The sequence below is a fragment of the Nocardia amikacinitolerans NBRC 108937 genome (genome assembly GCF_001612615.1).
GTDB lineage: Bacteria > Actinomycetota > Actinomycetes > Mycobacteriales > Mycobacteriaceae > Nocardia > Nocardia amikacinitolerans.
In genome coordinates this window covers 100084-123964 of the sequence record NZ_BDAU01000028.1, presented here as the reverse complement: position 1 = coordinate 123964, position 23881 = coordinate 100084, and the positions used below count along the sequence as shown (strand labels likewise).

General features: G+C 68.7%; 23 protein-coding genes and 1 tRNA gene. 10 read left to right on the top strand and 14 right to left on the bottom strand.

Annotated features, from left to right (window positions below; genetic code table 11):
• Positions 1-38: 38 nt before the first annotated feature.
• The 4 genes from NAM01S_RS20825 to amaB all read right to left on the bottom strand — a co-directional run bounded on the left by NAM01S_RS20825 (position 39) and on the right by amaB (position 3095).
• The gene (locus NAM01S_RS20825) at positions 39-611 is read right to left on the bottom strand and encodes a nucleotidyl transferase AbiEii/AbiGii toxin family protein (protein WP_253799019.1); all 573 of its coding nucleotides are present in this window, start codon (positions 609-611) and stop codon (positions 39-41) included.
• Entirely contained in the window at positions 608-1054 is a 447-nt protein-coding gene (locus NAM01S_RS20820; RefSeq protein ID WP_253799022.1) for a type IV toxin-antitoxin system AbiEi family antitoxin, read from the bottom strand. Before NAM01S_RS20820 ends, NAM01S_RS20825 begins: the two co-directional genes overlap by 4 nt.
• A 374-nt stretch (positions 1055-1428) precedes the next feature.
• A tRNA-Met gene (locus NAM01S_RS20815) sits at positions 1429-1502 on the bottom strand.
• Positions 1503-1565: 63 nt separating this feature from the next.
• The gene (gene amaB / locus NAM01S_RS20810) at positions 1566-3095 is read right to left on the bottom strand and encodes an L-piperidine-6-carboxylate dehydrogenase (protein WP_067787886.1); all 1530 of its coding nucleotides are present in this window, start codon (positions 3093-3095) and stop codon (positions 1566-1568) included.
• 121 nt (positions 3096-3216) lie between these two features.
• On the opposite strand from amaB, the gene NAM01S_RS20805 reads away from it, so the two are divergent.
• From NAM01S_RS20805 to NAM01S_RS20795, 3 genes are all read left to right on the top strand, one after another.
• Positions 3217-3669 (top strand): Lrp/AsnC family transcriptional regulator, encoded by a 453-nt coding sequence (locus NAM01S_RS20805; protein ID WP_040686931.1) that lies wholly within the window; start codon positions 3217-3219, stop codon positions 3667-3669.
• A gap of 64 nt (positions 3670-3733) precedes the next feature.
• The gene (lat, locus tag NAM01S_RS20800; RefSeq protein ID WP_084483126.1) at positions 3734-5083 is read left to right on the top strand and encodes an L-lysine 6-transaminase; all 1350 of its coding nucleotides are present in this window, start codon (positions 3734-3736) and stop codon (positions 5081-5083) included.
• 280 nt (positions 5084-5363) lie between these two features.
• A complete protein-coding gene (locus NAM01S_RS20795; protein WP_253799025.1) occupies positions 5364-6392 on the top strand; it encodes a YVTN family beta-propeller repeat protein in 1029 nt (342 codons plus the stop codon).
• Between the two features lie 152 nt (positions 6393-6544).
• Here the strand turns inward: NAM01S_RS20795 and NAM01S_RS20790 are convergent, their stop codons facing one another.
• Together NAM01S_RS20790 and NAM01S_RS20785 are read right to left on the bottom strand one after the other, a co-directional pair.
• Positions 6545-6892, bottom strand: a complete 348-nt coding sequence (locus tag NAM01S_RS20790; protein WP_067787732.1) for a hypothetical protein — start codon at positions 6890-6892, stop codon at positions 6545-6547.
• Complete coding sequence (locus NAM01S_RS20785) at positions 6892-7260, bottom strand: DUF1707 SHOCT-like domain-containing protein (RefSeq protein WP_067787731.1); 369 nt, start codon at positions 7258-7260, stop codon at positions 6892-6894. Before NAM01S_RS20785 ends, NAM01S_RS20790 begins: the two co-directional genes overlap by 1 nt.
• A gap of 217 nt (positions 7261-7477) precedes the next feature.
• Between NAM01S_RS20785 and NAM01S_RS20780 the strand changes: the two genes are divergently transcribed.
• On the top strand, positions 7478-9838 hold the full coding sequence (locus tag NAM01S_RS20780) for a serine/threonine-protein kinase (RefSeq protein WP_067787730.1): 2361 nt from the start codon (positions 7478-7480) through the stop codon (positions 9836-9838).
• A gap of 736 nt (positions 9839-10574) precedes the next feature.
• On the opposite strand, the gene NAM01S_RS20775 is transcribed toward NAM01S_RS20780, so the two are convergent.
• The 3 genes from NAM01S_RS20775 to NAM01S_RS20765 all read right to left on the bottom strand — a co-directional run bounded on the left by NAM01S_RS20775 (position 10575) and on the right by NAM01S_RS20765 (position 14662).
• Positions 10575-11498, bottom strand: a complete 924-nt coding sequence (locus NAM01S_RS20775) for a patatin-like phospholipase family protein (protein ID WP_067787728.1) — start codon at positions 11496-11498, stop codon at positions 10575-10577.
• Positions 11499-11648: 150 nt separating this feature from the next.
• Positions 11649-13454 carry an acetyl/propionyl/methylcrotonyl-CoA carboxylase subunit alpha gene (locus NAM01S_RS20770; protein WP_067787726.1) on the bottom strand — a complete coding sequence of 602 codons (1806 nt, stop codon included), beginning with the start codon at positions 13452-13454 and terminating at the stop codon, positions 11649-11651.
• A gap of 293 nt (positions 13455-13747) precedes the next feature.
• A complete protein-coding gene (locus tag NAM01S_RS20765) occupies positions 13748-14662 on the bottom strand; it encodes a sulfurtransferase (RefSeq protein ID WP_067787725.1) in 915 nt (304 codons plus the stop codon).
• Positions 14663-14828: 166 nt separating this feature from the next.
• Between NAM01S_RS20765 and NAM01S_RS20760 the strand changes: the two genes are divergently transcribed.
• On the top strand, positions 14829-15620 hold the full coding sequence (locus NAM01S_RS20760) for a helix-turn-helix transcriptional regulator (RefSeq protein WP_067787723.1): 792 nt from the start codon (positions 14829-14831) through the stop codon (positions 15618-15620).
• Here NAM01S_RS20760 and NAM01S_RS20755 read toward each other — a convergent pair.
• From NAM01S_RS20755 to NAM01S_RS20745, 3 genes are all read right to left on the bottom strand, one after another.
• The gene (locus tag NAM01S_RS20755) at positions 15546-16184 is read right to left on the bottom strand and encodes a nucleoside triphosphate pyrophosphatase (protein ID WP_067787721.1); all 639 of its coding nucleotides are present in this window, start codon (positions 16182-16184) and stop codon (positions 15546-15548) included. The two genes, NAM01S_RS20760 and NAM01S_RS20755, sit on opposite strands and share 75 nt — an antisense overlap.
• Complete coding sequence (locus NAM01S_RS20750) at positions 16181-16510, bottom strand: acyl-CoA carboxylase subunit epsilon (RefSeq protein ID WP_067787719.1); 330 nt, start codon at positions 16508-16510, stop codon at positions 16181-16183. Before NAM01S_RS20750 ends, NAM01S_RS20755 begins: the two co-directional genes overlap by 4 nt.
• Before the next feature lie 131 nt (positions 16511-16641).
• The gene (locus tag NAM01S_RS20745; protein ID WP_067787718.1) at positions 16642-18282 is read right to left on the bottom strand and encodes an acyl-CoA carboxylase subunit beta; all 1641 of its coding nucleotides are present in this window, start codon (positions 18280-18282) and stop codon (positions 16642-16644) included.
• Between the two features lie 225 nt (positions 18283-18507).
• On the opposite strand from NAM01S_RS20745, the gene NAM01S_RS20740 reads away from it, so the two are divergent.
• Complete coding sequence (locus tag NAM01S_RS20740; protein ID WP_157107812.1) at positions 18508-18690, top strand: hypothetical protein; 183 nt, start codon at positions 18508-18510, stop codon at positions 18688-18690.
• 52 nt (positions 18691-18742) lie between these two features.
• Positions 18743-19558, top strand: a complete 816-nt coding sequence (locus tag NAM01S_RS20735) for a biotin--[acetyl-CoA-carboxylase] ligase (protein WP_067787714.1) — start codon at positions 18743-18745, stop codon at positions 19556-19558.
• 58 nt (positions 19559-19616) lie between these two features.
• Here NAM01S_RS20735 and NAM01S_RS20730 read toward each other — a convergent pair whose 3' ends face one another.
• On the bottom strand, positions 19617-20570 hold the full coding sequence (locus NAM01S_RS20730) for an acyl-ACP desaturase (RefSeq protein ID WP_067787713.1): 954 nt from the start codon (positions 20568-20570) through the stop codon (positions 19617-19619).
• A 199-nt stretch (positions 20571-20769) separates the two neighbouring features.
• Between NAM01S_RS20730 and NAM01S_RS20725 the strand changes: the two genes are divergently transcribed.
• From NAM01S_RS20725 to NAM01S_RS20715, 3 genes are read left to right on the top strand one after another with little or no spacing between them, the layout of a single operon-like run.
• Positions 20770-21309, top strand: coding sequence for a PH domain-containing protein (locus tag NAM01S_RS20725; protein ID WP_067787711.1), 540 nt, complete (start codon positions 20770-20772; stop codon positions 21307-21309).
• A gap of 37 nt (positions 21310-21346) precedes the next feature.
• On the top strand, positions 21347-22024 hold the full coding sequence (locus tag NAM01S_RS20720; protein ID WP_067787709.1) for a response regulator transcription factor: 678 nt from the start codon (positions 21347-21349) through the stop codon (positions 22022-22024).
• Between the two features lies 1 nt (position 22025).
• Positions 22026-23333, top strand: coding sequence for an ATP-binding protein (locus NAM01S_RS20715; protein WP_067787708.1), 1308 nt, complete (start codon positions 22026-22028; stop codon positions 23331-23333).
• Here NAM01S_RS20715 and NAM01S_RS20710 read toward each other — a convergent pair whose 3' ends face one another.
• Positions 23334-23876 carry a GtrA family protein gene (locus NAM01S_RS20710; RefSeq protein WP_067787707.1) on the bottom strand — a complete coding sequence of 181 codons (543 nt, stop codon included), beginning with the start codon at positions 23874-23876 and terminating at the stop codon, positions 23334-23336.
• Positions 23877-23881: the final 5 nt, after the last annotated feature.

Here is a 23881-nt window from a genome sequence, read left to right as displayed (position 1 = left end):
GTCACAGACGATCTCGAGTGCTCGGCGCGCCGACACCGTCAGGCGAGTCTGGCCCGCAAGCAGGCCCACAGGTCCCACAGGTCTCGCGGGGCACCGCGATCACACCAAGCCATCGTCTTCCCGGCCACGAAGGCCGGCAGCGTTGGAACCTGAAGAGTGGCCGGGGGAGCGCCCCGATACCGCTGGACGAGCGGTCTCGATTCTCTCGGCCAGGGCGGCATCCCCAGTTGTGACAGCAGCTGGATCTTGAGGACGACACTCTCGTCCTCGGTCATCAGGTAGGCGGAGTCGGAGCCTGTCACCTCGTTCGGACTCGGCCGCCATTTCAGGCGGCCGAACCGGCGCAGAACGGCGCGCGGTAACTCGTGCGTGAGCTGCGCGGCGACCTCGGACCGGTTACCCAACGCGATCAGGTCGATGTCTTCGCTGAGCCGACCGTCAGGAAGGTGGGTTCGTGCGAGGGCGGTTCCGCCAATGAACAGCACGTCGTCCGCGCTCCGCTCCGAGAGATGCGCGAGCACAAGCGAAATCAGAAAGTCTCGCTCGACCTGGACCGCCGACACGCCGAAGCTCTCTGCTACGGCGGCGCGCTCCTCGATGCCGGGCCTCACTGTTCACCGACCATCGCGATGACCCGCTGCAAGGTCGCTCGCATTCGTTGTTCGGTGGCCAACTCCGTCAGCCGATGCGCGTCGCATCGCGGATACAGCGCACGAACCGCTGCGGGTACATCCACCGCCGTCTCACCCAGGTCTGGACGCCTCGTCAGATCGAGCACCGTTTGTTCCACCGTGGTGACAAGTGCTTGTCCCAGTTCGGTGCCCATCAGTTCGGCGTCGAGGCGGGCGGTGTCGCGCCTCACGAACCGCACCGACGCATCGCGATCGGTCAGTGCGAGCGGTGCGCGCTGCTTCGGTGCGGCTAGTAAGGCGATCGCGAGCGCGCGAGGGATCGCACCGTGCAGGCGTGCTGCACTGACACCCATCAGGATCGCATGCTCAGGGCCGAACATGGCCGCGCCGATCCCCGCTGCCGTCGCTTCGAGTTCCGGCATCCAAGGCAGACCGACGTACTCCTGCGGAACCACAACGTAGTATCCGTGAGCTGCCCGGTGTAACAACCCCTTTCGAGTCAGTCGGGACAGCTGCTGTCGGGGATGGCGATAGACGTCGGCGGCGTCCGCAGCGCCGACTGTCCGCAACGGCCGCCGCGCGAAGTCCGGCAGCGCCCCGGTGCGACGCTGGGTCATGACCCGCCATCCTCTCTTTAGTACTGGATTCGTCCCGTTCAAGGTTACATATCCACTACCTAAATCCGAACGACCGAAGCGATTCCCCTCGACTCGACCGAACGCCGCCCCTCTCGCGTTCGCAACTCGGTCCTGATACGAAAACAGTCCGGAATCTGATGATTCCGGACTGTTCCTAGTAGCGGGGACAGGATTTGAACCTGCGACCTCTGGGTTATGAGCCCAGCGAGCTACCGAGCTGCTCCACCCCGCGTCGGTGTTCTCAACCTTACACACGGGAAGGGCGTGGCGCCTAATCGCCTGGTCGGGGGCGGTTTCAGCCGAACTGGATGCCCTGGGCGAGTGGTAGTTCGGTGGAGTAGTTGACGGTGTTGGTGGCGCGGCGCATGTAGGCCTTCCACGAGTCGGAGCCGGATTCGCGACCGCCGCCGGTGTGCTTCTCGCCGCCGAACGCGCCGCCGATCTCCGCGCCGGAGGTGCCGATGTTGACGTTGGCGATGCCGCAGTCGGAGCCGTCGGCGGCGAGGAAGCGTTCGGCCTCACGCTGGTCGCCGGTGAAGATCGCGGACGAAAGTCCTTGCGGCACAGCGTTGTGCAGCGCGACGGCGTGGTCGAAGTCGTGGTAGGTCAGCACGTAGAGGATCGGCGCGAAGGTCTCCTCGCGCACCACGGCGGTTTGCGCAGGCATCCGGACGATGGCCGGGCGCACGTAGTGGGCGTGCTCGCTGAATCCCGGCACCGGCTCGCCGCCGCAGACCAGCTCGCCGCCGTCGGCGAGGGCGCGGTCGATCGCCGCCCGCAGGCTCGTGCGCGCGGATTCGTTGATCAGCGGGCCGACCAGCACCCCGTCGTCGAGCGGATTACCAACGCGCAGTTGCCGATACGCCTTGGCGACCCGATCGAGCAGCGGACCGACCACATCGACGTGCACGATCAGCCGCCGCAGCGTGGTGCAGCGCTGCCCGGCGGTGCCCGCGGCGGCGAACACGATGGCGCGCGCGGCCAGCTCCAGGTCGGTCGACGGCGTGACGACGGCGCCGTTGTTCCCGCCGAGCTCGAGCAGGCAGCGGCCGAAACGCGCGGCAACCCGCGGCGCGACGATGCGACCCATCCGCACCGAGCCGGTGGCGCTGAGCAGCGCGACGCGCTCGTCGTCCACCAGCCGGGCGCCGACCTCGGAACCGCCCTGAATCAGTTGGTGCACTTGCGGATCCGCACCCACGTCGGCGGCCGCGCGGCGGAGCAGGGTGTGGCAGGCGAGCGCGGTGAGCGGGGTGGTCTCGGACGGCTTCCACACCACGGTGTCGCCGCACACCAGCGCGATCGCGGTGTTCCACGCCCAGACCGCGACCGGGAAGTTGAAGGCCGAGATCACCCCGACGACGCCGAGCGGATGCCAGGTCTCCATCAGCCGGTGCCCTGGCCGTTCGGAGGGCATGGTGCGCCCGTACAGCTGGCGGGAGAGTCCGATGGCGAACTCGCAGATGTCGATCATCTCCTGCACCTCGCCGACCGCCTCTGGGCCGATCTTGCCCGCCTCCAAGGTGACCAGCTGGGCCAGCTCGGTTTTGTGCGCGGTCAGCAGCTCGGCGAGCCTGCGCACCACCGCCGCCCTCACGGGCGCGGGCACCGTGCGCCAGGCGCCGAAGGCCGCGGCGGCACGTTCGATGGCCGCGTCGACGGACTCGGGCGAGTCGGCGGGCAGGGTGGCGAGCACGCCGCCGGTGATGGGGGTGCGGGCGGTCAGCTCGCCGTCCTGCGGCGGCTCGGCGCCGATGCCGCGCAGCAGGGTTGCCGCGCGGTCGGCGAGATCGCGGGTCAGCTGGTCGCTCAGGGTGTTCGTCATCGATTGCTCCGCTTCGGCTTTGGTTTCCGCTGTGGGCATGCACCCGGTGCTACCAGGTTGCCGGAAGTGAACGAGTGGAGGTTTTCGACACGAGCAGCGCTCACTGGGTTAGCCTCCACTGATGGCGGATACACCGGCAAGACCCGTACTCGATGACATCGATCGCCTGCTGATTCGTGAACTGATGGCCGATGGTCGCGCCACCCTGTCGAACCTGGCCGAGAAGGCGAGCCTATCGGTCTCCGCCGTGCAGTCTCGGGTGCGCAGGCTGGAAGCTCGCGGCGTGATCCGCGGCTACACCGCGCACGTCGATCCCGAGGCCCTTGGACAGCTGCTCTCGGCATTCGTCGCGATCACTCCTCTCGACCCGTCGCAGCCGGATGACGCCCCCGCTGTGCTGCAACATATCCCGGGTATCGAGGCATGCCACTCGGTGGCGGGTGACGAGAGCTACGTGTTGCTGGTACGGGTCGCGTCGCCGAGGCATCTGGAACAGCTGCTCCAGGAGATCAGGGCGACCGCCAACGTCCGGACACGCAGCACCATCATCCTGCAGACATTCTATGACAGGTAGCGGTAGAGCGTAATAACTACGCAATGTTGTAGAGATTCCGTAAATCTTTTCGTACCCTACTGGTGTGACCCTCGAACTGGAGCGCACCCGATCGGGTGGTGACAAGGCACCGGTCACCCCCGCGACCCGGGTACACGAGATCCTTTCGGCGCACATCCTCGCCGACGGATTCGACATGGTGCTTGACCTGACGAACTCCCGCGGCTGCCGCCTCGTCGACGAACGTGACGGCAGCACCTACCTCGACATGTTCGGCTTCTTCGCGTCCAACGCACTTGGCATGAACCATCCCGCGTTGGCCGACGACCCGGACTTCCGCGCGGAGCTGGCCACGGCCGCGCTGAACAAGCCTTCCAACTCCGACATGTACACCGTGGAGATGGCGCGGTTCGTCGAGACCTTCGCCCGCGTGCTAGGCGATCCGCGGCTACCGCACATGTTTTTCATCGACGGCGGCGGACTCGCGGTGGAGAACGCGCTCAAGGTCGCTTTCGACTGGAAGAGCAGGCACAACGAATCCCACGGCAGGTCACCGGATCTCGGCACTCAGGTGTTGCATCTGACCGGCGCCTTCCACGGGCGCACCGGCTACACCATGTCGCTGACCAACACCGACCCGGTCAAGACCGCCCGCTTCCCCAAGTTCGACTGGCCGCGCATCGAGACGCCATACCTGGCCTCGGGGCGCGACATCGAGGCCGCAGAGGCGAACGCGCTGGACCAGGCTCGCCGCGCCTTCGCCGAAAACCCGCACGACATAGCATGTTTCATCGCCGAGCCGATCCTCGGCGAGGGCGGCGACCGGCACCTGCGCCCGGAATTTTTGCTCGCCGTGCAGCGGCTCTGTCACGAGAACGACGCGCTCTTCGTCCTCGACGAGGTGCAGACCGGCGTCGGCATGACCGGAACTCGTTGGGCCTATGAGCAATTCGGCCTCGCGCCGGATGTGGTCGCCTTCGGTAAGCGGACCCAGGTGTGCGGTGTGATGGCGGGCGGCCGGGTCGACGAGATTCCCGACCACGTCTTCGCGGTGAGTTCTCGGCTCAACTCGACATGGGGCGGCAACCTGACCGACATGGTGCGTGCCCGACGCATCCTCGAGGTGATCGAGCGCGACGGACTCATCGAGTCGTCCCGGCCGCTCGGCGAGCACCTGCTGCGCAGGCTGGAGGGGCTCGCGGCGGATCATCCTCGGGTCACGGAGCCGCGCGGACGCGGGCTGATGTGCGCCATCACCCTGGCGACGACCGAACTGCGTGACGCGGTGCTGACCGCGCTGCGCGAGCGCGAGCAGGTGCTGATCCTCGGCACCGGCGAGCGCGGGATCCGGTTCCGGCCGCCGCTGACGGTCACCGCGGCGCAACTGGACGCCGCCGTCGACGCGCTGGAAAGGGTGCTCGGATCGGTCGAGTGACGCGACGAGTGTCCGGGTCGGCGTGGATAGCCGTGAAATGGCTGTCCGACCCGTAGGCTTCGCTCACATGTCGTCTCACTCCTCTCAGGCACGGTGCAGGCGCGTGAACCGATGCGGCGCACCTCGCGGGATATTCGCGTCCTTGGCCGCCGTGGCGGCGGTGACCAGCTGCACTACCACCAGTGAGGCAGGCACCGTCGCCTCAGAGTCAACGACAACGGCGGTCGCGGCACCGACCTCGGCGCCTCCACCTCCGCAGATCGCCAACCTGTTGCCGGGTATGCCGCCACCGCTCTCACCGACCGACGTGTACGCGGCCAACCGGGAGCTGAGCCCGTCGGTGGCCGATCACCGGCCGCTGGTGTACGTCCCCAACAGCCAGTCGCACACCGTCACGGTCATCGACCAGAACACCTTCCAGGTGATCGACACCTTCGCGGCGGGCGGCGAGGAGCCGCAGCACGTGGTGCCGTCCTACGACATGCAGACGCTCTACGTCACCAACGACCTGCCGCTCGGCGGCGGCAGCCTGCGGCCGATCGACCCGCGCACCGGCCTGCCCGGCGAGCCGTTCCCGGTCCGGGACCCCTACAACATGTACTACACGCCCGACGGCAAGTTCGCGCTCGTCGTCGCCGAGGCGGACAAGTCGCTGGACTTCTACGACCCGAAGACTTGGCAGAAAGTGCACGCCCTTCCGGTGCCCGACTGCGCGGGCGTCGACCACATGGACTTCACCGCCGACGGGCGCTTCGCCCTTGCCAGCTGCGAATTCATCGGCCGCATGCAGGTTTTCGACGTCGCGGAACGCAAGTTGATCAAGACCATCGATCTCGCGGGCGGCCGCTCCGGCAAGCCGCAGGACGTGAAACTCTCGCCGGACGGGCTCACCTTCTACGTCGCCGACATGGCGGCGGGCGGTCTCTACGTCTTCGACGCGCTCAGCTTCGAGAGCAAGGGCTTCGTGCCCACCGGCGACGGCGCGCACGGTCTCTACATCACCCGCGACTCCAAGCAAATGCTCATCACCAACCGGCACGAGGGCAGCATCTCGGTCTGGGACTTCGCGGCGAACGGCTTGGTGCACAAGTGGTTCCTGCCCGGCGGCGGCAGCCCGGACATGGGCAACATCTCCGTCGACGGCCGGATCTTCTGGGCCTCGGGACGCCACCACGGCGAGGTCTACGCGATCGACATCGTCGAGTGGAAGCTGCTGGCCCGCATCCCCGTCGGGCGGGGACCGCACGGGCTCACTGTTTGGCCGCAGCCGGGGCGGTACTCGACGGGACACACCGGAGTCATGCGCTGAGCATCACTCCGGTGCTCGCCGCCGCGACACTGGCCAACGGCTCCGCGCTCACCTCGGGGTACTGGATCGGAGCCGCCCTTGCCGCGGCCGCTGTCCCGCTCGTCCTCCTCGACCAGGCACGGCGCGACTGATCGACGCGACCGCCGCGTCGGTCAGCTGGGCGAGGCCAGCCGCAGGCCGAGCCCGCCCTCGACGAATCGGCCGACCGCCGTGCGACCGGCGTCGAGCGCGGGTTCGTAGCCTTCGCGGGACCAGCCGGCGAGTTCGGCGGTGCCGTCCGCGGCCGGGGTGACGACGATCTCGGCGACCATCTCCGCCGTGGTGGGTTCGCAGACGGCCCAGGAGTAGTGGGTTTCCTTGTCCCACTGGGCGGTTCGGCGGGTGACGTACTCCGGGTCGGTGATGCCGCCCGCGGCGAGCGCCGGGCGGTCGTCGATCCGTTCGTCGGCGCGCAGGGCCCGCAGGTACCAGCTGCCCGCGTTGATCTCGATGGGTTCCATCAGTGCTTTCCGTGTCGTGTGCCGAAGAAGAGAGCGCCGGCCAGTGGGATCGCGAGGAACCACAGCCAGCTGCCGGTGACGAAGAACAGGATGAGCGCCACGATCGGGATCGCGGCCATCGCCCGATCCAGCCATTCGTCGAGCGGACGGGATTTGCGAGCGGCGGGAGCGGCGACGGCCGCGGGCTCCGGCGGCAGGTCCGTGAAGACACGGTCCAGGTCGGCGCGGGTGACCGCGGCGGCGATCACGGCGCTGCGCTCGTCGAACTCCGCGACGCTGAGGCGACCCGCGGCGAAGTTGTCCGACAGCCGCCGCATCGCGTGCTCCCGCTCCGCGGTGCCGATCCGGATGTCGGGCAGCTCGTCCATGGGGAAAGGCTAGCGCGCGAGCTCGCGCCCGGCCGCGAGGCGGGGATCTGGGGGAGTCGGCCAGCTCACACTGTCCGAGATGGTCGACGCGAGTACGCTCCCTGTAAGGCTGTGCCCGCGGCAGCAATGTCGTGAGCTGGACTTTCGGTGATGTGCCCCCGGCATTCGGGAGTCCGCGTCGGCGCGGCGGATGTCGATGGTGACTGGGAGGTTCGCGATGACAGCGGCGCGATTCGGTCGCTATCGGCTGGAACGGCTCCTCGGCAAGGGCGGGATGGGGCAGGTCTGGCTGGCCTACGACACCACCGACCGCAGGCGCGTCGCGCTGAAGCTGCTGCCCGCTGAACTCGCTGTGGACGCGGTGTACCGGACGCGTTTCGAGCGCGAGGCCCAAGTCGCCGCCGCGCTGCGCGACCCGCACATCGTGCCGATCCACCGGCACGGTGCCGTCGACGGGCGGCTGTTCATCGAGATGGCATTCGTGGAAGGCACCGACCTCGCGGCTCGGCTGACCGAGAGCGGGCCGCTCGAAGCGAGCACGGCGCTCCACATCCTCGGGCAGGTCGCGACCGCGCTGGACGCCGCGCACCGTGCCGGACTTGTCCATCGCGACGTCAAGCCCTCCAACATCCTCGTCGCACCCGACGGCTTCACCTACCTGATCGACTTCGGCATCGCGCGCGGCGCAGGCCAGACCTCGGTCACCACAACGGGTCTGGCGATCGGCACCTGGGCCTACATGGCGCCGGAACGTTTCAGCGGCCACGCCGACGCGCGTGCCGACATCTACTCCCTCGCCTGCGTCCTGTACGAATCCCTCACCGGCCGCCGCCCTTACGGCGACACCGACCCCGCCCAGCAGATGCGCGGACACCTCATGACCGATCCGCCGTGCGCGTCGTCGGTGAATCCGACCGTTCCGGCCGCGCTCGACGCGGTCATCGCGCGGGGGATGGCGAAAGAGCCGGGGGACCGGTTCGCCAGTGCGGGGGAGTTCGTGTGTGCGGCTCGCGCGGTCGTTTCGCCTGGTACACCGCAGCCGACCCGCGTGCTCCAGCAGCCGGGGCTGCCGCCGACGCGTGTGGAGACGATAGGTGCCGAGGCCCCGGCAGGCGCCTATGCGGCAGCCGGTAATGCAGGTCAGGGTGCCGCGCAGGCGGTATCGAATGGCGCTGCGGCCGAACATGGTTCCTCGGCGAGCGCGTCGCCGGGGAAAGATGCGGCCGTCGGTGCGGGGTATTCGTCGGCGCCGCCGATGTCAGAAGGTGCAGCGGCCCAGCATGGTTCGCCGGGCGGCGCGACCCCATCGGCGAGAAGCGCAGCAGCACAAGCGGTCGGCGGATCGCCGGTGGCTGCGGGTGGGCAGAGTCAGGCTGCCGGAGGGCCGAAGCCGACCAAAGTCATGCCCGCGCCGGGGCCGACGCCGACGCTCGTGCAGACGCGAGTCGCGCCGCCGGGCGTTGTGCCGGTGGGCAGTGCGCCGCAGAATTCGCCGAGTGCCTTGGCCAGGGGTGGTGTCGCGCCGCAGGGGCCCGCGCCAGCTGATGGCGCGCCGCAGAGTTCGCCGAATGCGGTGGAGCAAGGGCGTGCCGGATCAGATGTCGCGGGGCCGAAGCCGACGAAGGTAATGCCCGCGCCGGGGCCGACGCCGACGCTCGTGCAGACGCGAGTCGCGCCGCCGGGCGTTGTGCCGGTGGGCAGTGCGCCGCAGAATTCGCCGATTGCCTCGGCCAGGGGTGGTGTCGCGTCAGATGTCCCGCCGCAGAACCCAGCAGGTGCTCTGGCCTCTGTCGCGCCAGGTGTCGCGCCGCAAGGTCTTGCGCCACTGGGCTATGCGCCGCCTGCCTCGGCGCAGGGTGCGCCGGTAGTGCACCCCTACGGCAAGCGGTGGTATCTCCGGCGCAAGCCCGCGCCGGTGGTTCGGCGGCCGAAGTCGCTCGGGCCGGTGTGGCCGTCGCGCGGGCCCGCGTATGTCGCGCCGCCACGGCAGCCGGTCCCGCGGCGCAGGCGGGGTGGGGTGCTGCGGAAGGTGATCGGGGCGCTGGTCGTGATCTTCTTGGCGCCCTTCGTCTTCGCCGCGGGCTGCCTGGCGTTGATCGCCGCGGTCAGCGGGAACGAGACGACCGCCCCGCCGCCGACCGCGATGGTCGAGGAGAACCCGGAGCCCGCGCCGAACCCGCCGGATGTCCCAGCCCCGGCGTACAGCGCGGTGCGCGACGGCAAGTTCGAGTTCGCGGTGACTGATGTGCGGTCGGGAGTGGCGCGCGTCGGCCTGCAATCCGCGCGTGGCGCGTTCCTGGTCGTCACCCTCGCCGTCCGCAACATCTCGGACGAGACGAAGTGGTTCCTGCCCTTCGGCCAGAAGCTCTTCGACGCCCAGGGCAACGCCATCGACCACGACACCACCGCCACCGCCTGGCAGGCCATGCAGTCCCGCCTCGGTCACTCCTTCGAACTGCGCCCCGGCGCCTCGGCCACCACCGTGCTGGTTTTCGACGTGCCACCCGGCAGCACCCCCGCCCACCTCGAACTCCACGACTTCGTCCTCTCCGACGGCGTCACCGTCGCCCTCGACTGATCCGCTCCGCGAACCTCGCCCGGCACGCGATGTGCCGATCGAGAAGCGATTTCCACCCATCCGCCGGGTAACGGCCCGTTGCCCGCGAATCGGCACGTAGTCCACATCGTGACGCGCCGGAAAGCTCCTAGAACCACCTCGGTGGAACCAACGTCCCAAGGCAGGGACGGACGCTCCGTGACCGCCCGCGTGGTCGGATGTGGACCCGCCCGGCGGCTGCTTGTTGATGATGGCCGATGGTGGCCCACCGCTCAGCGTGGTGCGGCCGCGTCCCCCAAGGTCAAGGGCAGGCCGATCGGCGGCCGCTCGCCACAATCCGGCCGGTGTGAGCCGTTAGCGAAGGCTGCGTCGGCCGCGTCGATGTCAGCGCTGACCGTCGACCGACCGGCGGCGGCCACCTCCCAGTGCGGTGCGGTCGGACCTGCCGAAGACCAGGACCGAACCAGCGGCTGGCGCGAGCGCGGCCCGGCGCACTGCGGAGGCCGAGGGCCCGGCCGATCGCTGGCGGGCACCGGCGTGCTTCGACTCGGACGCGCAGGTCGATCGCCTGCTGCTCAGCGGTCAGGCGGCCTCGTGGATGCGGGCAGGTTCCACGCCGGTGAGTTCAGGCGGCGACGTGGGTGCGGGCAGGTTCCACGCCGGTGAGTTCAGGCGGCGACGTGGGTGCGGGCAGGGTCCAGCGCCGGTGAGTTCAGGCGGCCACGTGGATGCGGTCAGGCTGCGAGCGCGGATGCCTTCAGGCGGCGTCGACGCGGGCGAGGGTCGAATAGACCGCCTGGCGGCCGAGCTCGAGCGCCTTCGTGAGCAGATCGGTGTCGCGGGCGGTGCCTTCGACGGTGGGGGCGTCGGCGGGCGGGTGGATTTGCAGGGCCGCGTCGCCGAGGGCGGCCAAGAGGGTGGTCTCCGCCTGTTCCTGTTGCGGGCGGCGCAGCCAGGCGCGGTAGGCGCCGGGGGCGCGGAAGCGGAGATAGTTGCCGCCGACCATGTGGTGCAGGCGCGAGGCGGGCGGGCGCGACTCGTCGGCGCGGCGGGTGCGCAGCACCAGGCAGTGGGTCGCGCCGCCGCGCACCGCGCTGTGGATGGGGATCGGTTCGGCGATGCCGCCGTCGAGGTAGGGCACGCCGTCCAAGGTGACGGGCGGACCGGCCAGGATCGGCAGGTTCGCACTGGCCCGCAGCGCCCGCATGAGGGTGCGCTTGTCGTAGATGTGCGGGCGAAGGTCGATGGCGTTGCCGGTGCGGATGTCGGTGCCGATGGGGTGGAAGGTGGTGGGATTGTTCAGGATCGCCGGGAAATCCATGGGCTCCAGGCCGTCGTAGACCCGGTGCACCAGGTACCGCACATCGAACGCGGCGCCGCCGCGAAACAGCCTGCTCGGATCGATCACCCGCCGCATGATCTCCGGATTCGACCAAGACCGCATCCCCGGCACGGCCCGTCCGCACAGCAGCCAGGCGCCGTTGATCGCGCCCGCCGACGTGCCGTAGACGGCGTCGAACACCCCGGAGAGGCCGAGTTCCTCGAGCGCCTGCACCATGCCGCTGGAGTAGACGCCGCGGCTGCCGCCACCCTCGATGACGAGCGCGAGGCGATGCCCGTCCGCGCGGGAACCGGTGGCGCTGCGGCCGCGGATGATCTCGGCCACGGTAGAGCTGGTCACCGGACCACGATACGACAAGAGCGGGCGCGGACTCCGTTGTCCATCGCCCGCTCTCGTGCGGTGTCGGTCGGCCCGAAGGCGCGGCCTAGTCGACGCAGTACGTCCTCAGCACTGCGCATGGCCGCAGCGAAGGCGGAGGTACGCCTACGTTTACTTGATCTCGGCCAGGACCGTGCCCTGGGTGATCGCGGCGCCCGCCTCGACGGCGAGACCGGTCACGACGCCCGCCTTGTGCGCGTTGACGGGGTTCTCCATCTTCATGGCCTCGAGCACCACGATGAGGTCGCCCGCTTCCACGGTCTGGCCCTCCTCGACGGCGACCTTGACCACGGTGCCCTGCATCGGCGCGGTGACCGCGTCACCGGAGGCAGCGCCGCCGCCCGCACCGCCACGCTTGCGCGGCTTCGGCTTCTTGCGGATCACACCGGCGCCGTTGCTCGCGGCACCCGCTGCGCCCGCGCCAACGGTGAAGTTGCCGGGCAGCGAGACCTCGACGCGGCGGCCGCCGACCTCGACGACGACCTTCTGCCGTGGCAGGTCCTCGTCCTCCTCGGCCGGGGCGCCGCTACCGGTGTAGGGCTCGATGTTGTTGGTCCACTCGGTTTCGATCCACTTGGTGTAGACGTCGAACTTCTCGCCGTCACCGATGAACGCCGGGTCCTCGACGATGGCGCGGTGGAACGGGATGACGGTGGCCAGGCCCTCGACCTCGAACTCGGCCAGCGCGCGCCGGGCGCGCTCCAGCGCCTGGGTGCGGTTCTCGCCGGTGACGATCAGCTTGGCGAGCATCGAGTCGAACTGTCCGCCGATCACGCTGCCCGCGACCACACCGGAGTCCACGCGCACACCGGGGCCCGACGGCTCACGGTAGACCTCGACCGGACCGGGGGCGGGCAGGAAGCCGCGGCCCGCGTCCTCGCCGTTGATGCGGAACTCGAAGGAGTGACCGCGCGGGGTCGGGTCTTCCTTGATGTCCAGTTCCTCGCCGTTGGCGATGCGGAACTGCTGGCGCACCAGGTCGATGCCCGCGGTCTCCTCGGTGACCGGGTGCTCGACCTGCAGGCGGGTGTTCACCTCGAGGAACGACACGGTGTCGCCCTGCACCAGGTACTCGACGGTGCCTGCGCCGTAGTAGTGGGCCTCGCGGCAGATCCGCTTGGCGGACTCGTGGATCTCGGCGCGCACCGCGTCGGACAGGAACGGCGCGGGCGCTTCCTCGACGAGCTTCTGGAACCGGCGCTGCAGCGAGCAGTCGCGGGTGCCCGCGACGACGACGTTGCCGTGCTTGTCGGCGATGACCTGCGCCTCGACGTGGCGGGCCTTGTCCAGGTACTGCTCGACGAAGCACTCGCCGCGACCGAACGCGGCGACCGCCTCGCGGGTGGCCGACTCGAACAGCTCGGGGATCTCCTCGATGGAGTGCGCGACCTTCATGCCGCGACCGCCGCCGCCGAACGCGGCCTTGATCGCGACCGGCACGCCGTACTTCTTGGCGAACTCGACGACCTCGTCGGCGTTCTTGACCGGGTCCTTGGTGCCCGCTGCCATCGGCGCGTTCGCGCGCTCGGCGATGTGGCGGGCGGTCACCTTGTCGCCGAGATCGCGGATGGACTGCGGCGAGGGGCCGATCCAGATCAGGCCAGCGTCGATCACGGCCTGGGCGAAGTCGGCGTTCTCCGAGAGGAAGCCGTAGCCCGGGTGGATCGCGTCGGCGCCCGCCTTGGCGGCGGCGTCGAGGATCTTGTCGAACACGAGGTACGACTCGGCCGAGGTCTGGCCGCCCAGTGCGAACGCCTCGTCGGCGAGCTTCACGAAGGGCGCGTCGGCGTCGGGCTCGGCATACACCGCGACACTGGCGATGCCGGCGTCCTTGGCCGCCCGAATCACGCGCACGGCGATCTCGCCTCGATTAGCTACGAGTACCTTCGTGATCCGCGCGCTGGCATGGCTGGGCACTGAGCCTCCTGGTTGCATTCTTCTGGTCGCTTCGCGGGTGGGACCGCGCAGGCTCCGCTCCCGGTGGGGGTCGGAACACCGCGCAGGCTCCGCGCCCTGTCGACAATTTCGTCTGGGGCGAGTGTAGGCAGTCTGCCAACAGACGCCGAACTCGGATAGCCCTACTGAACAGTAGGTCGCGCATCACACATCCGCATCCGGTGTGATGGAAGCCCTGATCGGCCGATCGATCGCTGCCGAACCCGGCCCGACGGCGAGTCCGCGCGTGGCCGGAGTGAAAGGGGAGGTACGCGTTACTTTCCGCGTCCGCGCTTGGCCGTCCCCGCCGGAACCTCACCCGGTTCAGCCCCCTTGGCGATCGGCATTCGCACGGAATTGCCCCATTCGGTCCACGAGCCGTCGTAATTGCGGACGGTTCGGTAGCCGAGCAGGTAGGTCAGCACGAACCAGGTGTGGCTCGAGCGCTCGCCGACGCGGCTGTAGACGACCAGGTCGTCGGCGTCGTCGAGGGGCGCGTAGATGGTGCACAGCTCGGCGCGCGAGCGGAAACGCCCGTCCGAGGCGAGCGAGGTGTCCCACGGGATGTTCAGCGCGGTGGGAATGTGGCCGCCGCGCAGCGCCGCGTCCTCGGGGTTGTCCGGCTTGGGGGTGAGCTCGCCGGAGTACTCCTCGGGCGAGCGCACGTCGAGCAGCGGTTTGCCCAGGTGAGCGAGTACGTCCTCGCGGAAGGCGCGCGCGGTCGTGTCGTCGCGGCGCACCGTCGGGTAGTCGCTGTCGGCGATAGTCGGGATGTCGAAGGTGGTGTCGCGCTCCTCGGAGATCCACGCCTCGCGTCCGCCGTCGAGCAGTCGCACGTCCTCGTGTCCGAAGAGGGTGAACAGCCACAGTGTGTGCGCCGCCTGTGCGTTGCCGCGGTCCCCGTAGACGACCACCGTGTCGTCGCGCGAGATGCCCTTGGCCCGCATCAGGTCGGTGAAACGGGCGCCGTCGATATAGTCACGCGTGACCGGATCGTTCAGATCACCGCGCCAATCGATCTTGACGGCTCCCGGCACGTGACCGATGTCGTAGAGCAAGATGTCCTCGTTGGACTCGACGATCTTCAGTCCCGGCGCGCCTATGTTTGCCGACAGCCACTCTGTGGTTACTAGTCGGTGAGGATGTGCGTACGTTCCGAATGAGGGATGTGAGTCCGGGGCAACGGGCACGATATGGGTCCTTCACACGAGGTAGACGGTGGTTACGGCGGTTCGGGTCTCACAGCGATGTTAAATGTGAGGCGATTGTGAGACTCGTTTCAGATCACGAATCGGCTGATTGGGCGAATAAATCGCACCCTCATCCGATAAAGTCTCCCGGGAGGAGGGGTGAGCTATGTCCGATTCTTGGCCGCGGCGGCGACTGCTCGCGATCCTACGTGGCGCAAGCGAGCCTCTCGACGCCCAGGAGCTGGCCAGAATAACCGGACAGCACGTCACGACGGTGCGATTCCACCTCGACGTGCTCACCAAGGAATCCCTGGTTCGGCAATTCCAGCAGCCGCCACGCGGCCGCGGCCGTCCGCGCATCGGCTACAGCGCGGTGCAGCGCTCGGTCGGCTATCAGGAATTGGCGCAGGTGCTCGCCGACCAGCTCGGTCCCGATCCACGCCGCCGCTCGGAGGCCGCCGTCGCGGCCGGACGCGCCTGGGGCGCAAAGCTCGATGCCGGTGACCACGCGGTGGAGTCCTTGGAGGACGCCAGAGAAGTCACGATGACGCTGCTCTCGGAGCTCGGGTTCGCGCCCGAGCGCGATGCCGCCGCCGAGGGCCCCGGCCAAGCGGTGATCCGGATGACCGCCTGTCCGCTGCGCGAACTCGCCCGCACCCACTCCGAGGTGGTGTGCGGCGTGCATCTGGGCTTGATCAGAGAAGTGCTCGACCGCAACGGCGCGCGCGGCGAGGTGAACGTCCGGCTGCACCCGTTCGTGGAACCCGAGCTGTGTGTGACCCGGCTCGAATACCTGGCCCGCCGGAATCAGGAGACTCGCGAGGCGGCCTCGGTGCCGGTCGGCGCCGAGGCCGCCGGCGCGGAAGCGCCCCTCACACCGCCGTTATCGGTCCGTGTGGCGCCACAACTGCGCAACGGCGACCCCAACGTCGCCAAGCAGTCGGCGCAGCAGTGGTAGGCCGATACCGATGACGCTCGACGGATCGCCCTCGATCCGATCGACGAACCAGCCGCCGAGCCCGTCCAACGTGAACGCGCCCGCCACCTGGAGCGGCTCGCCCGTGGCGATGTAGGCGTCCAGCTCGTCCGGTTCCGGCTTGGCGAAATGCACCGTGGTGGAACTGCAGTCCACGGATTCGGCGACGATCTCGCCGTCGACCAGCCGCAGCACACAGTGCCCGGTGATCAGATCGGCGCTGCGCCCTGCCATCTCGGCCCAGCGGGCCCGCGCCACCTCGGGGGTGTGCGGCTTGCCCTGCAGAACGCCGTCCACAAGCAGCATGGAATCGCAACCGACCACGACGCAGTCGGCGGCGTATTCGGGGACGACGGCGGCCACCGCGACCGCCTTGGCCCTGGCCAACTCGACGACAACCGTCTGCGGGGTGGTGTCGGCGGGCAGGGCCGCGGCGACCGCGTCCTCGTCCACATCGGAGATGCGCACCACGGGGTCGATGCCCGCCGAGCGCAGCACCTCCCTGCGGGCCGGTGACGCCGACGCGAGAACGAGCGTCGTCGTCACCGAAGGTGGGACAGGGCAGGGAAGGCGTACGGCGAGAACGGCGACGTACCGCGGTGCATCGCGGTCGGGCGGCCCCACATGTCGGCGGGGCCGGTGGCGGCCGGTGCGCTCGCCGCGTTCGCGGCGGCGGTCAGCACGCACACCAGTGCGGCGACCTCCTCGTCGGTCGGCGAGCCCTTGACGATTCGAATGAACGGCTGCTCGCCCGCCTCGGCGGTCGGGGTGGCCGCGTCCGCGGTGAGCACCTCGACCTCGTCCGCGATCGGGTCGACTGCGAGATCCAACTCGGCGGCGGTCAACACGTCTTCTTCTGCCACGGTCGTCACAGTGCCAGATCCTTCCTCTAGCTCCATCGGGCGTCTTTCTCTGCCCGAAATGGGATGACGCGATAATCATCCTCGGATCCACTCATTGCGTCTGCAACCAGTGTGCGCGGCCTACCGAGGGTATCGCTGGTTCAGAGCGGGATGTTGCCGTGTTTTTTGGGCGGAAGGGTCACCATCTTGCGCTCCAGCAGTCGCAACGCGGACACGATCTGGCCGCGAGTGTGCGACGGCGGAATGACCGCGTCGACGTAACCGCGCTCGGCGGCGACGTACGGGTTCACGAGGGTGTCCTCGTACTCGTTCTGCAGCTCGAGCCGCAGCGCATCGACGTCGTTGCCGTCCTTGGCGGCCTGCTGCAGCTGCTTGCGGTAGACGAATCCGACGGCGCCGGAAGCGCCCATCACGGCGATCTGAGCGGTCGGCCATGCGAGGTTCACATCGGCGCCCATGTGCTTGGAACCCATGACGTCGTAGGCGCCGCCGTAGGCCTTGCGAGTGATGATGGTGATTTTGCCCACAGTGGCCTCACCGTAGGCGTAGAGCAGCTTCGCGCCGCGCCGGATGATGCCGTTGTACTCCTGGCCGGTGCCGGGCAGGAAGCCGGGAACGTCGACCAGGGTGATGATCGGGATGTTGAACGCGTCGCAGGTGCGCACGAAGCGCGCGGCCTTCTCCGAGGCGTCGATGTCCAGGCAGCCCGCGAACTGGGTGGGCTGGTTGGCGACGATGCCGACGCTGCGGCCGTCGATGCGGCCGAAGCCGACGATGATGTTCATCGCGCGCTCGGCCTGCACCTCGAGGAACTCGTCGTCGTCGAGCAGTCGGGTGATCACCTCGTGCATGTCGTACGGCTGGTTCGGCGAGTCCGGGATGATCGAGTCCAGCTCGAGGTCTTCCTCGGTGAGCGAGTCCTCGATGGCGCCGTCGATCGGGTCGGTGGGCGCGAAGCGCGGCGCCTCGGCGCGGTTGTTGCTCGGCAGGTAGCTGAGCAGGTCCTTGACGTAGTCGAGCGCGTCCTGCTCGCCGGAGGCCACGTAGTGCGCGACGCCGGACTTGGTCATGTGGGTGTGCGCGCCGCCGAGGTCCTCCATGGTGACGTCCTCGCCGGTGACCGTCTTGATGACGTCCGGACCGGTGACGAACATCTGGCTGGTGCCGTCGACCATCACAACGAAGTCGGTGAGCGCGGGGGAGTAGACGTGTCCGCCCGCGGCAGGGCCCATGATCAGCGAGATCTGCGGGATCACGCCGGAGGCCTGGATGTTGCGGTGGAAGATCTCGCCGTAGAGGCCGAGGGAGACGACGCCCTCCTGGATACGCGCGCCCGCGCCCTCGTTGATGCCGATCAGCGGGCGGCCGGTCTTGAGCGCCAGGTCCATCACCTTGACGATCTTCTCGCCGTACACCTCGCCGAGGCTGCCGCCGAAGACGGTGACGTCCTGGCTGAAGATGCACACGTCGCGGCCGTCGATGGTGCCGTAACCGGTCACCACGCCGTCGCCGAGCGGCCGGTTGTTCTCCAGTCCGAAGTTGACGCTGCGGTGCCTGGCGAGCGCGTCGAGTTCCACGAAAGAGCCCTCGTCGAGCAGTGCGAGGATGCGTTCCCGGGCGGTCATCTTGCCCTTGGCGTGCACCTTGTCGACCGCGGCCTCACCCATCGGGTGCTTGGCCTCTTCCAGCCGATTCCGCAGGTCGGCCAGCTTCCCGGCGGTGGTGTGGATATCGGGTTCGCCCGCCGAACCGGATGCGGACTGCTGCTGGACACTCGTCATGGCTCGGAGTGTAACCAGTAGCAGTCGGTCTTTCTAACCCCCGGTGGGCTACCCGCGAGTAGAAAAGCCCAGGTGGACAAGGGCTCGGCGGGGGCTCGTGCGGCCACCATACACGTCCGGAGAGACGTCGGTGCGGACGCTCACGCGGATAATCGCTTTCGCTCCCGTCGTGCGTCCAGATACCTTGGGGGAGTCCATTTTCCGGCTCATGGGGAGGAGCCAGTGATGTGGGAGTGGGGTAGGACCGTCGCCGAGTACGCCACGGCGGCGTCGACGAGTTGGCGGGTACGCGAGGCCGAACCGACCATCCTCGATCCGGAGTTCGAGGAAGAGGAGTCGACCTCGGACGACAGTGCGCGCGGGGAGCGAGAGCCGGGCATCATGGCCGGCTACGACCTCGCGGGCTGAGGCCGATCGCTCCCGTCCCGGACCCGGGACGGGAGCGAGTAGCCTGCGGTTCGTGCAAACGCCCGATTCAGCGCACCGACCGCCACTGGATGCCGAACGATTGCGGCGTGGCCTCGCCGAGAGCGAGTTCGCGGACTTCTTCGCGCAGGTGGAGGTGGTGGAGTCCACCGGCTCGACCAATGCCGATCTGATCGCCGCGGCCGCGAGCTCCGAGGATCACCGCGTGCTGATCGCCGAGACCCAGGAAGCGGGCCGCGGCAGGCACGCGCGTACCTGGGTCAGTCCGCCGCGGGCGCAGATCGCGATGTCGATCTTGGTGCGGCTGCCCGGAATCGAGCCCGCGGTGCTCGGCTGGCTGCCGCTGCTGACCGGCGTCGCCGTGGCGGACGCACTGCGCGGCACGGCGGGTGTGGACGCGATGTTGAAGTGGCCCAACGACATTCTGATCGGCGGTCGCAAGGTCGCCGGCATTCTGGCCGAGGTGGCGGCGAGCGGCGACGTGCCGGCGGTGGTGATCGGCGTCGGCGTGAACGTCGGCCTCACCGAGGCGGAATTGCCGGTGCCGCACGCCACTTCGCTCGCGCTGGCTGGCGCGGAGCGGACCGACCGCACCCTGGTGGCGCAGTCGCTGCTAACCGAGTTCGCGCGCCGCTTCACCGCGTGGCGCGACGCGTCATGGGCGACCGACGATCTGGCCGCCGCCTACCGCGAGCGCTGCGCCACGCTCGGCATGGACGTGCGCGCCGAACTGCCCGGCGGACGGACACTGACCGGTGTCGCGACGGGCGTCGACGCGACCGGGCGTTTGCTGATCGGAAACGACGCCGTCTCCGCGGGCGACGTCACCCATTTGCGCGCCGATTACTGATCGACGGTGGTGTGGCGGTGGATCACCACCGCCACACCATTGCCGACCCGCGCGGCGATCAGGCGGGCTGCAGGTCACCTTTCGCCGCCTCCCTGGCCAGCATCCGGTCCCGCTGCTCCTCGAACTTGAGCACGTCCCGGCCCAGCTTTTCCATGAACTCGGCGAGCCGATCGCGCGCCTGCTCCCCGCGCGGCCCGAAATCGTTGCGCTCGAAGACATCCCACTTCTTCAGCACCGGCGCGACCACCTCGTCGAGATGCTGGCGCAGGTCGTAGATGCCGTGCTTGGCCATGAGCACGCTGTTGCGGCGCCAGTTCGGCATCCCGGCGCCAGGCATGACGAAACTGGTGAGCACCCTGGTCAGCGCCATCATCGCCTGGTCGGGAACCAGGTCGAGGGCCGCGCCGCACATATTGCGATAGAAGATCATGTGCAGGTTCTCGTCGGCCGCCACCCGTTGCAGCATGCGGTCGGCGATCGGGTCCTCGCAGACCTTGCCGGTGTTGCGGTGGCTGACCCGGGTCGCGAGCTCCTGGAAGGTCACGTAGGCGACGTTGACCAGGAAGCCGTCCCAGTCCGGTGGCGCGTCGACGCCCTGGGTCATGTGGATCATCCTGGCCTGTTCCAGCGCGACGGGATCCACGCCGCGGGTGACGACCAGGTAGTCGCGCATGACGATGCCGTGCCGGTTCTCCTCCGCGGTCCAGCGGCCGACCCAGCTGCCCCACGCGCCGTCCTGGGAGAAGTTCTGCGCGATCAAGCGGTGGTAGGAGGGGAGGTTGTCCTCGGTGAGCAGGTTGGTGATCATCGCGGCCTTGGCCACCTCGCTCAGCCTGGATTGCTCGGGCTCCCAGTCGACGCCGCCCATCGCCGCGAAGTTGCGCCCCTCGTCCCACGGCACGTAGTCGTGCGGATGCCAGTCCTTGGCCATCGACAGATGCCGGTTCAGGTTCTGTTCGGCCACCGGTTCGAGTTCGGTCAGGATTTCGAGTTGGGTCAGATCCTTGGTCACACACGCCTCCACAGTCGTCAGTGCACGTCATGCCGAGCGGTTGTCGTCTGAATCGGGGCCGAGCTTTCGAACAAGCGGAACCAAGTCGTACGCGATGCGAAACAGCCGGTGAAGCGATCCCCTGCAAGCTGACGATTGTGCAGCACGCCGGGAGCCGGTGTCAGGCATTCTGGCATCTTGCCGGGGTAGTGTTCCGAGCATGGGTTATCCGGAGGATGTGCTCGCTCCCGACGAGCAGTTGATACTCCATCGCCATCCGCATTGGAAGATGCTCTTCTGGCCCATCGTGACGCTCATCGGGGCCACGGCGCTCGCCGGTTTCGCCGGGGGACTGGCGTACCGCAACACCACGGGCACCGCCACGACCGTCGTGCTCGCCCTCATCTTCGCCATCTGGTTCGGCATCGTCGTATGGCGTTGTGTCGCACCAATTCTGAGCTGGCGCACGACCCACTTCATCGTCACCGAGCGGCGCGTGCTCGTGCGCCAGGGCGTGCTCACCCACACCGGCATCGATATTCCGATGAGCCGCATCTCGAGCGTGCAGTTCCGGCACGGGCTGTTCGACAGGGTGCTCGGCACCGGCACCCTGATCATCGGCTCGTCCTCGGAGGAGCCGCTGGAATACGACGACATCCCCAACGTGCAGGACGTGCACGCGCTGCTGTACCACCAGGTGTTCGAAGTGGACCGGTCGAGCCACCAGCACGGGTTCGGCCCGGCGGGCGGCTATCGGTGAGCCGGGCGATCGCGCCCGTTGTCCGTAATCTGTTTCCATGACCGCCGTACTCCTGGCCGAAGACGACGAGGCCATCGCCGCCCCGCTGTCGCGCGCGTTGGGGCGCGAGGGTTATCACGTCACCGTGGAGAGCTTCGGCCCCGCCGTGCTGCGCCGCGCGCTCGAGGGCAACCACGACCTGCTGATTCTCGACCTCGGCCTGCCCGGCATGGACGGGCTCGAGGTGTGCAGACAGGTGCGCGCACGCGGTGCCGACTTGGCGGTGCTGATGCTCACCGCGCGCACCGACGAGGTCGATTTCGTGGTGGGGCTGGACGCGGGCGCCGACGACTACGTCGGCAAGCCGTTCCGGCTCGCGGAACTGTTGGCTCGGGTGCGAGCGCTGTTGCGCCGCAGCGGAATCGGCGACGAGGCGGTCGAGGTCGGCGGCATCCGGCTGGAGCCCGCCGCGCGCCGGGTGCTCGTCAACGGCGTCGAGGTCGGTCTGGCGAACAAGGAGTACGAGCTGCTCAAGGTGCTCATCGATCGCGCGGGTCAGGTGGTGCCGCGCGAGACGATCCTGCGCGAGGTCTGGGGCGACGCCGAACTGCGCGGCTCCAAGACGCTGGACATGCACATGTCCTGGCTGCGCCGCAAGATCGGCGACGAGGGTCCGATGGCCGAGCGGCGCATCGTCACGGTGCGTGGCGTCGGCTTCCGGCTGAACACCGACTGACGTGCGGCGCCGGATCCTGCGGTCGATGCTGACCGTGCTCACCTTGACCACGGTCGTGCTCGGCGTCCCGTTGACCTACACCGCCTGGCTGTGGGTCGAGGACATCACCCGCAACGACTTGCAGAGCAGGCTGGACCGGATCGCCGCCGAGGTCATCGCCCAGGAACAGGACGACGGTCTGGTGCGCGGCGGTCTCGACGTGCGCGTGGTGCGTCCGCTGGTGCCGGAGAACGGCAAGCTCACGATCGTCTACCCCAGCCCGCAGGACAACGCCTCGCGCCTCGACATCGGCGCGGACTCGGTGCCCGACCCGCTGGTGGAATCGTTGTCTATGGGTACCTCGGGATCGCTGCGCCTCGAGGTGCCCGCCGCGCCGATGCACGCGCGGCAGCGGCAGGCGGTCGCGGTGGTTGCGCTGGCCGTGCTCGCCTCGCTCGGCGCGGCGGTGACGGTCGCGGTGGTGACCGCGCGCCGGGTCGCCGATCCGCTGCGCGATGTCGCGGCGCGCGCGGCCCGGTTGGCGATGGGCGACTTCCGCGCCGACCCGCGCCGGCACGGCATCTCCGAACTGGACCGCGTCTCCGACGTGCTCGACTCGGCCACTGTCGAGATCGCGGGCCGTCTGCAACGCGAGCACGCGCTGGTCGCCGACGTCTCCCATCAGCTGCGCAGCCGCCTGACCGCGGTGCGCCTGCGCTTGGACGAACTCTCCGCGCACGCCGATCCCGAGGTGGTGCACGAGGCCGAGGAGGCGATGGCGCAGGTCGACCGGCTCACCGAGGCCATCGACGAACTGGTCCGCGCTTCCCGCGACGAGGACGCGGCAGACCGCGATCCGATCCCGGTGATGGACGAGCTGTGCGGGATGGTCGCCGAGTGGAAGCGCCCGTTCGCCGAGGCGGGGCGCGAGCTGGTGCTGACCGGCGACGAATCGCTGCGCGCGCCGATTACCCCGTCGCGCCTGCGGGAGGCGGTGACGGTGCTCATCGACAACGCGCTCATGCACGGCGGCGGGACATGCACGGTGTCGGTGCGCACGGTCCGTCCCGGCAATGCCCGCGAGCCGCTGGTGTGCGTCGAGGTGGCCGACGAAGGCGAGGGCGTGCGCGACGAGCTGGCGCCGTACATCTTCGATCGCGGCTTCTCCGCGGGCGGGTCGACGGGCGTCGGCTTGGCGTTGGCGCGCGCGTTGATCGAGGCGGACGGCGGTCGGCTGGAGTTGCAGCGGCGCAGACCCGCGCTGTTCGCGGTGTTCCTCGGATCGTGGACGCCGACTCGGACGACGGGTGCGGTGCCGGAGCCGCGCTGATCAGGCCTGGCCGAGCTGTTCCTCTTCGATGAGTTCCTCGAGCTCGGCTTCCAGCTCGGTCATCTCGTCGGGGAAGACCCAGCGCCGCATCGCCCAGAATCGGAAAGCCATCTGGAGCAGGTTGCCGATGATGAAGGCGCTGATGAAATCGGCGATGTTCTCGACGGCGAAGCTGACGTTCGGCTGCCGCAGATCGAACACGTAGCTCGAGATCCACAGCGGGATGTTGCTCAGCGCAACGCCGACGCCGCTGACCGCGAAGAACAGCAGCGCTTCGTGGTGGCGTTCCCGGCCGCCGCGGTTCTTGAACGACCACTCCCGGTTCAGGATGTAGGAGGCGATCACGGCGATGACGCCGGAGATGATCTTCGCGGTGACCGGCTTCTCGGTCAGCACGGTCAGCTTGAGGAAGTAGAAGATCCCGCTGTCGATCACGAAGGTCGTCGCGCCGACGATGGCGAACTTGATCAGCTCGTGGTGGCGGTAGGCGATCTCCCGCAGGGGTCGGGGGAGGACGCTGACCACGTCGTCGACGAAAGACACGAGAG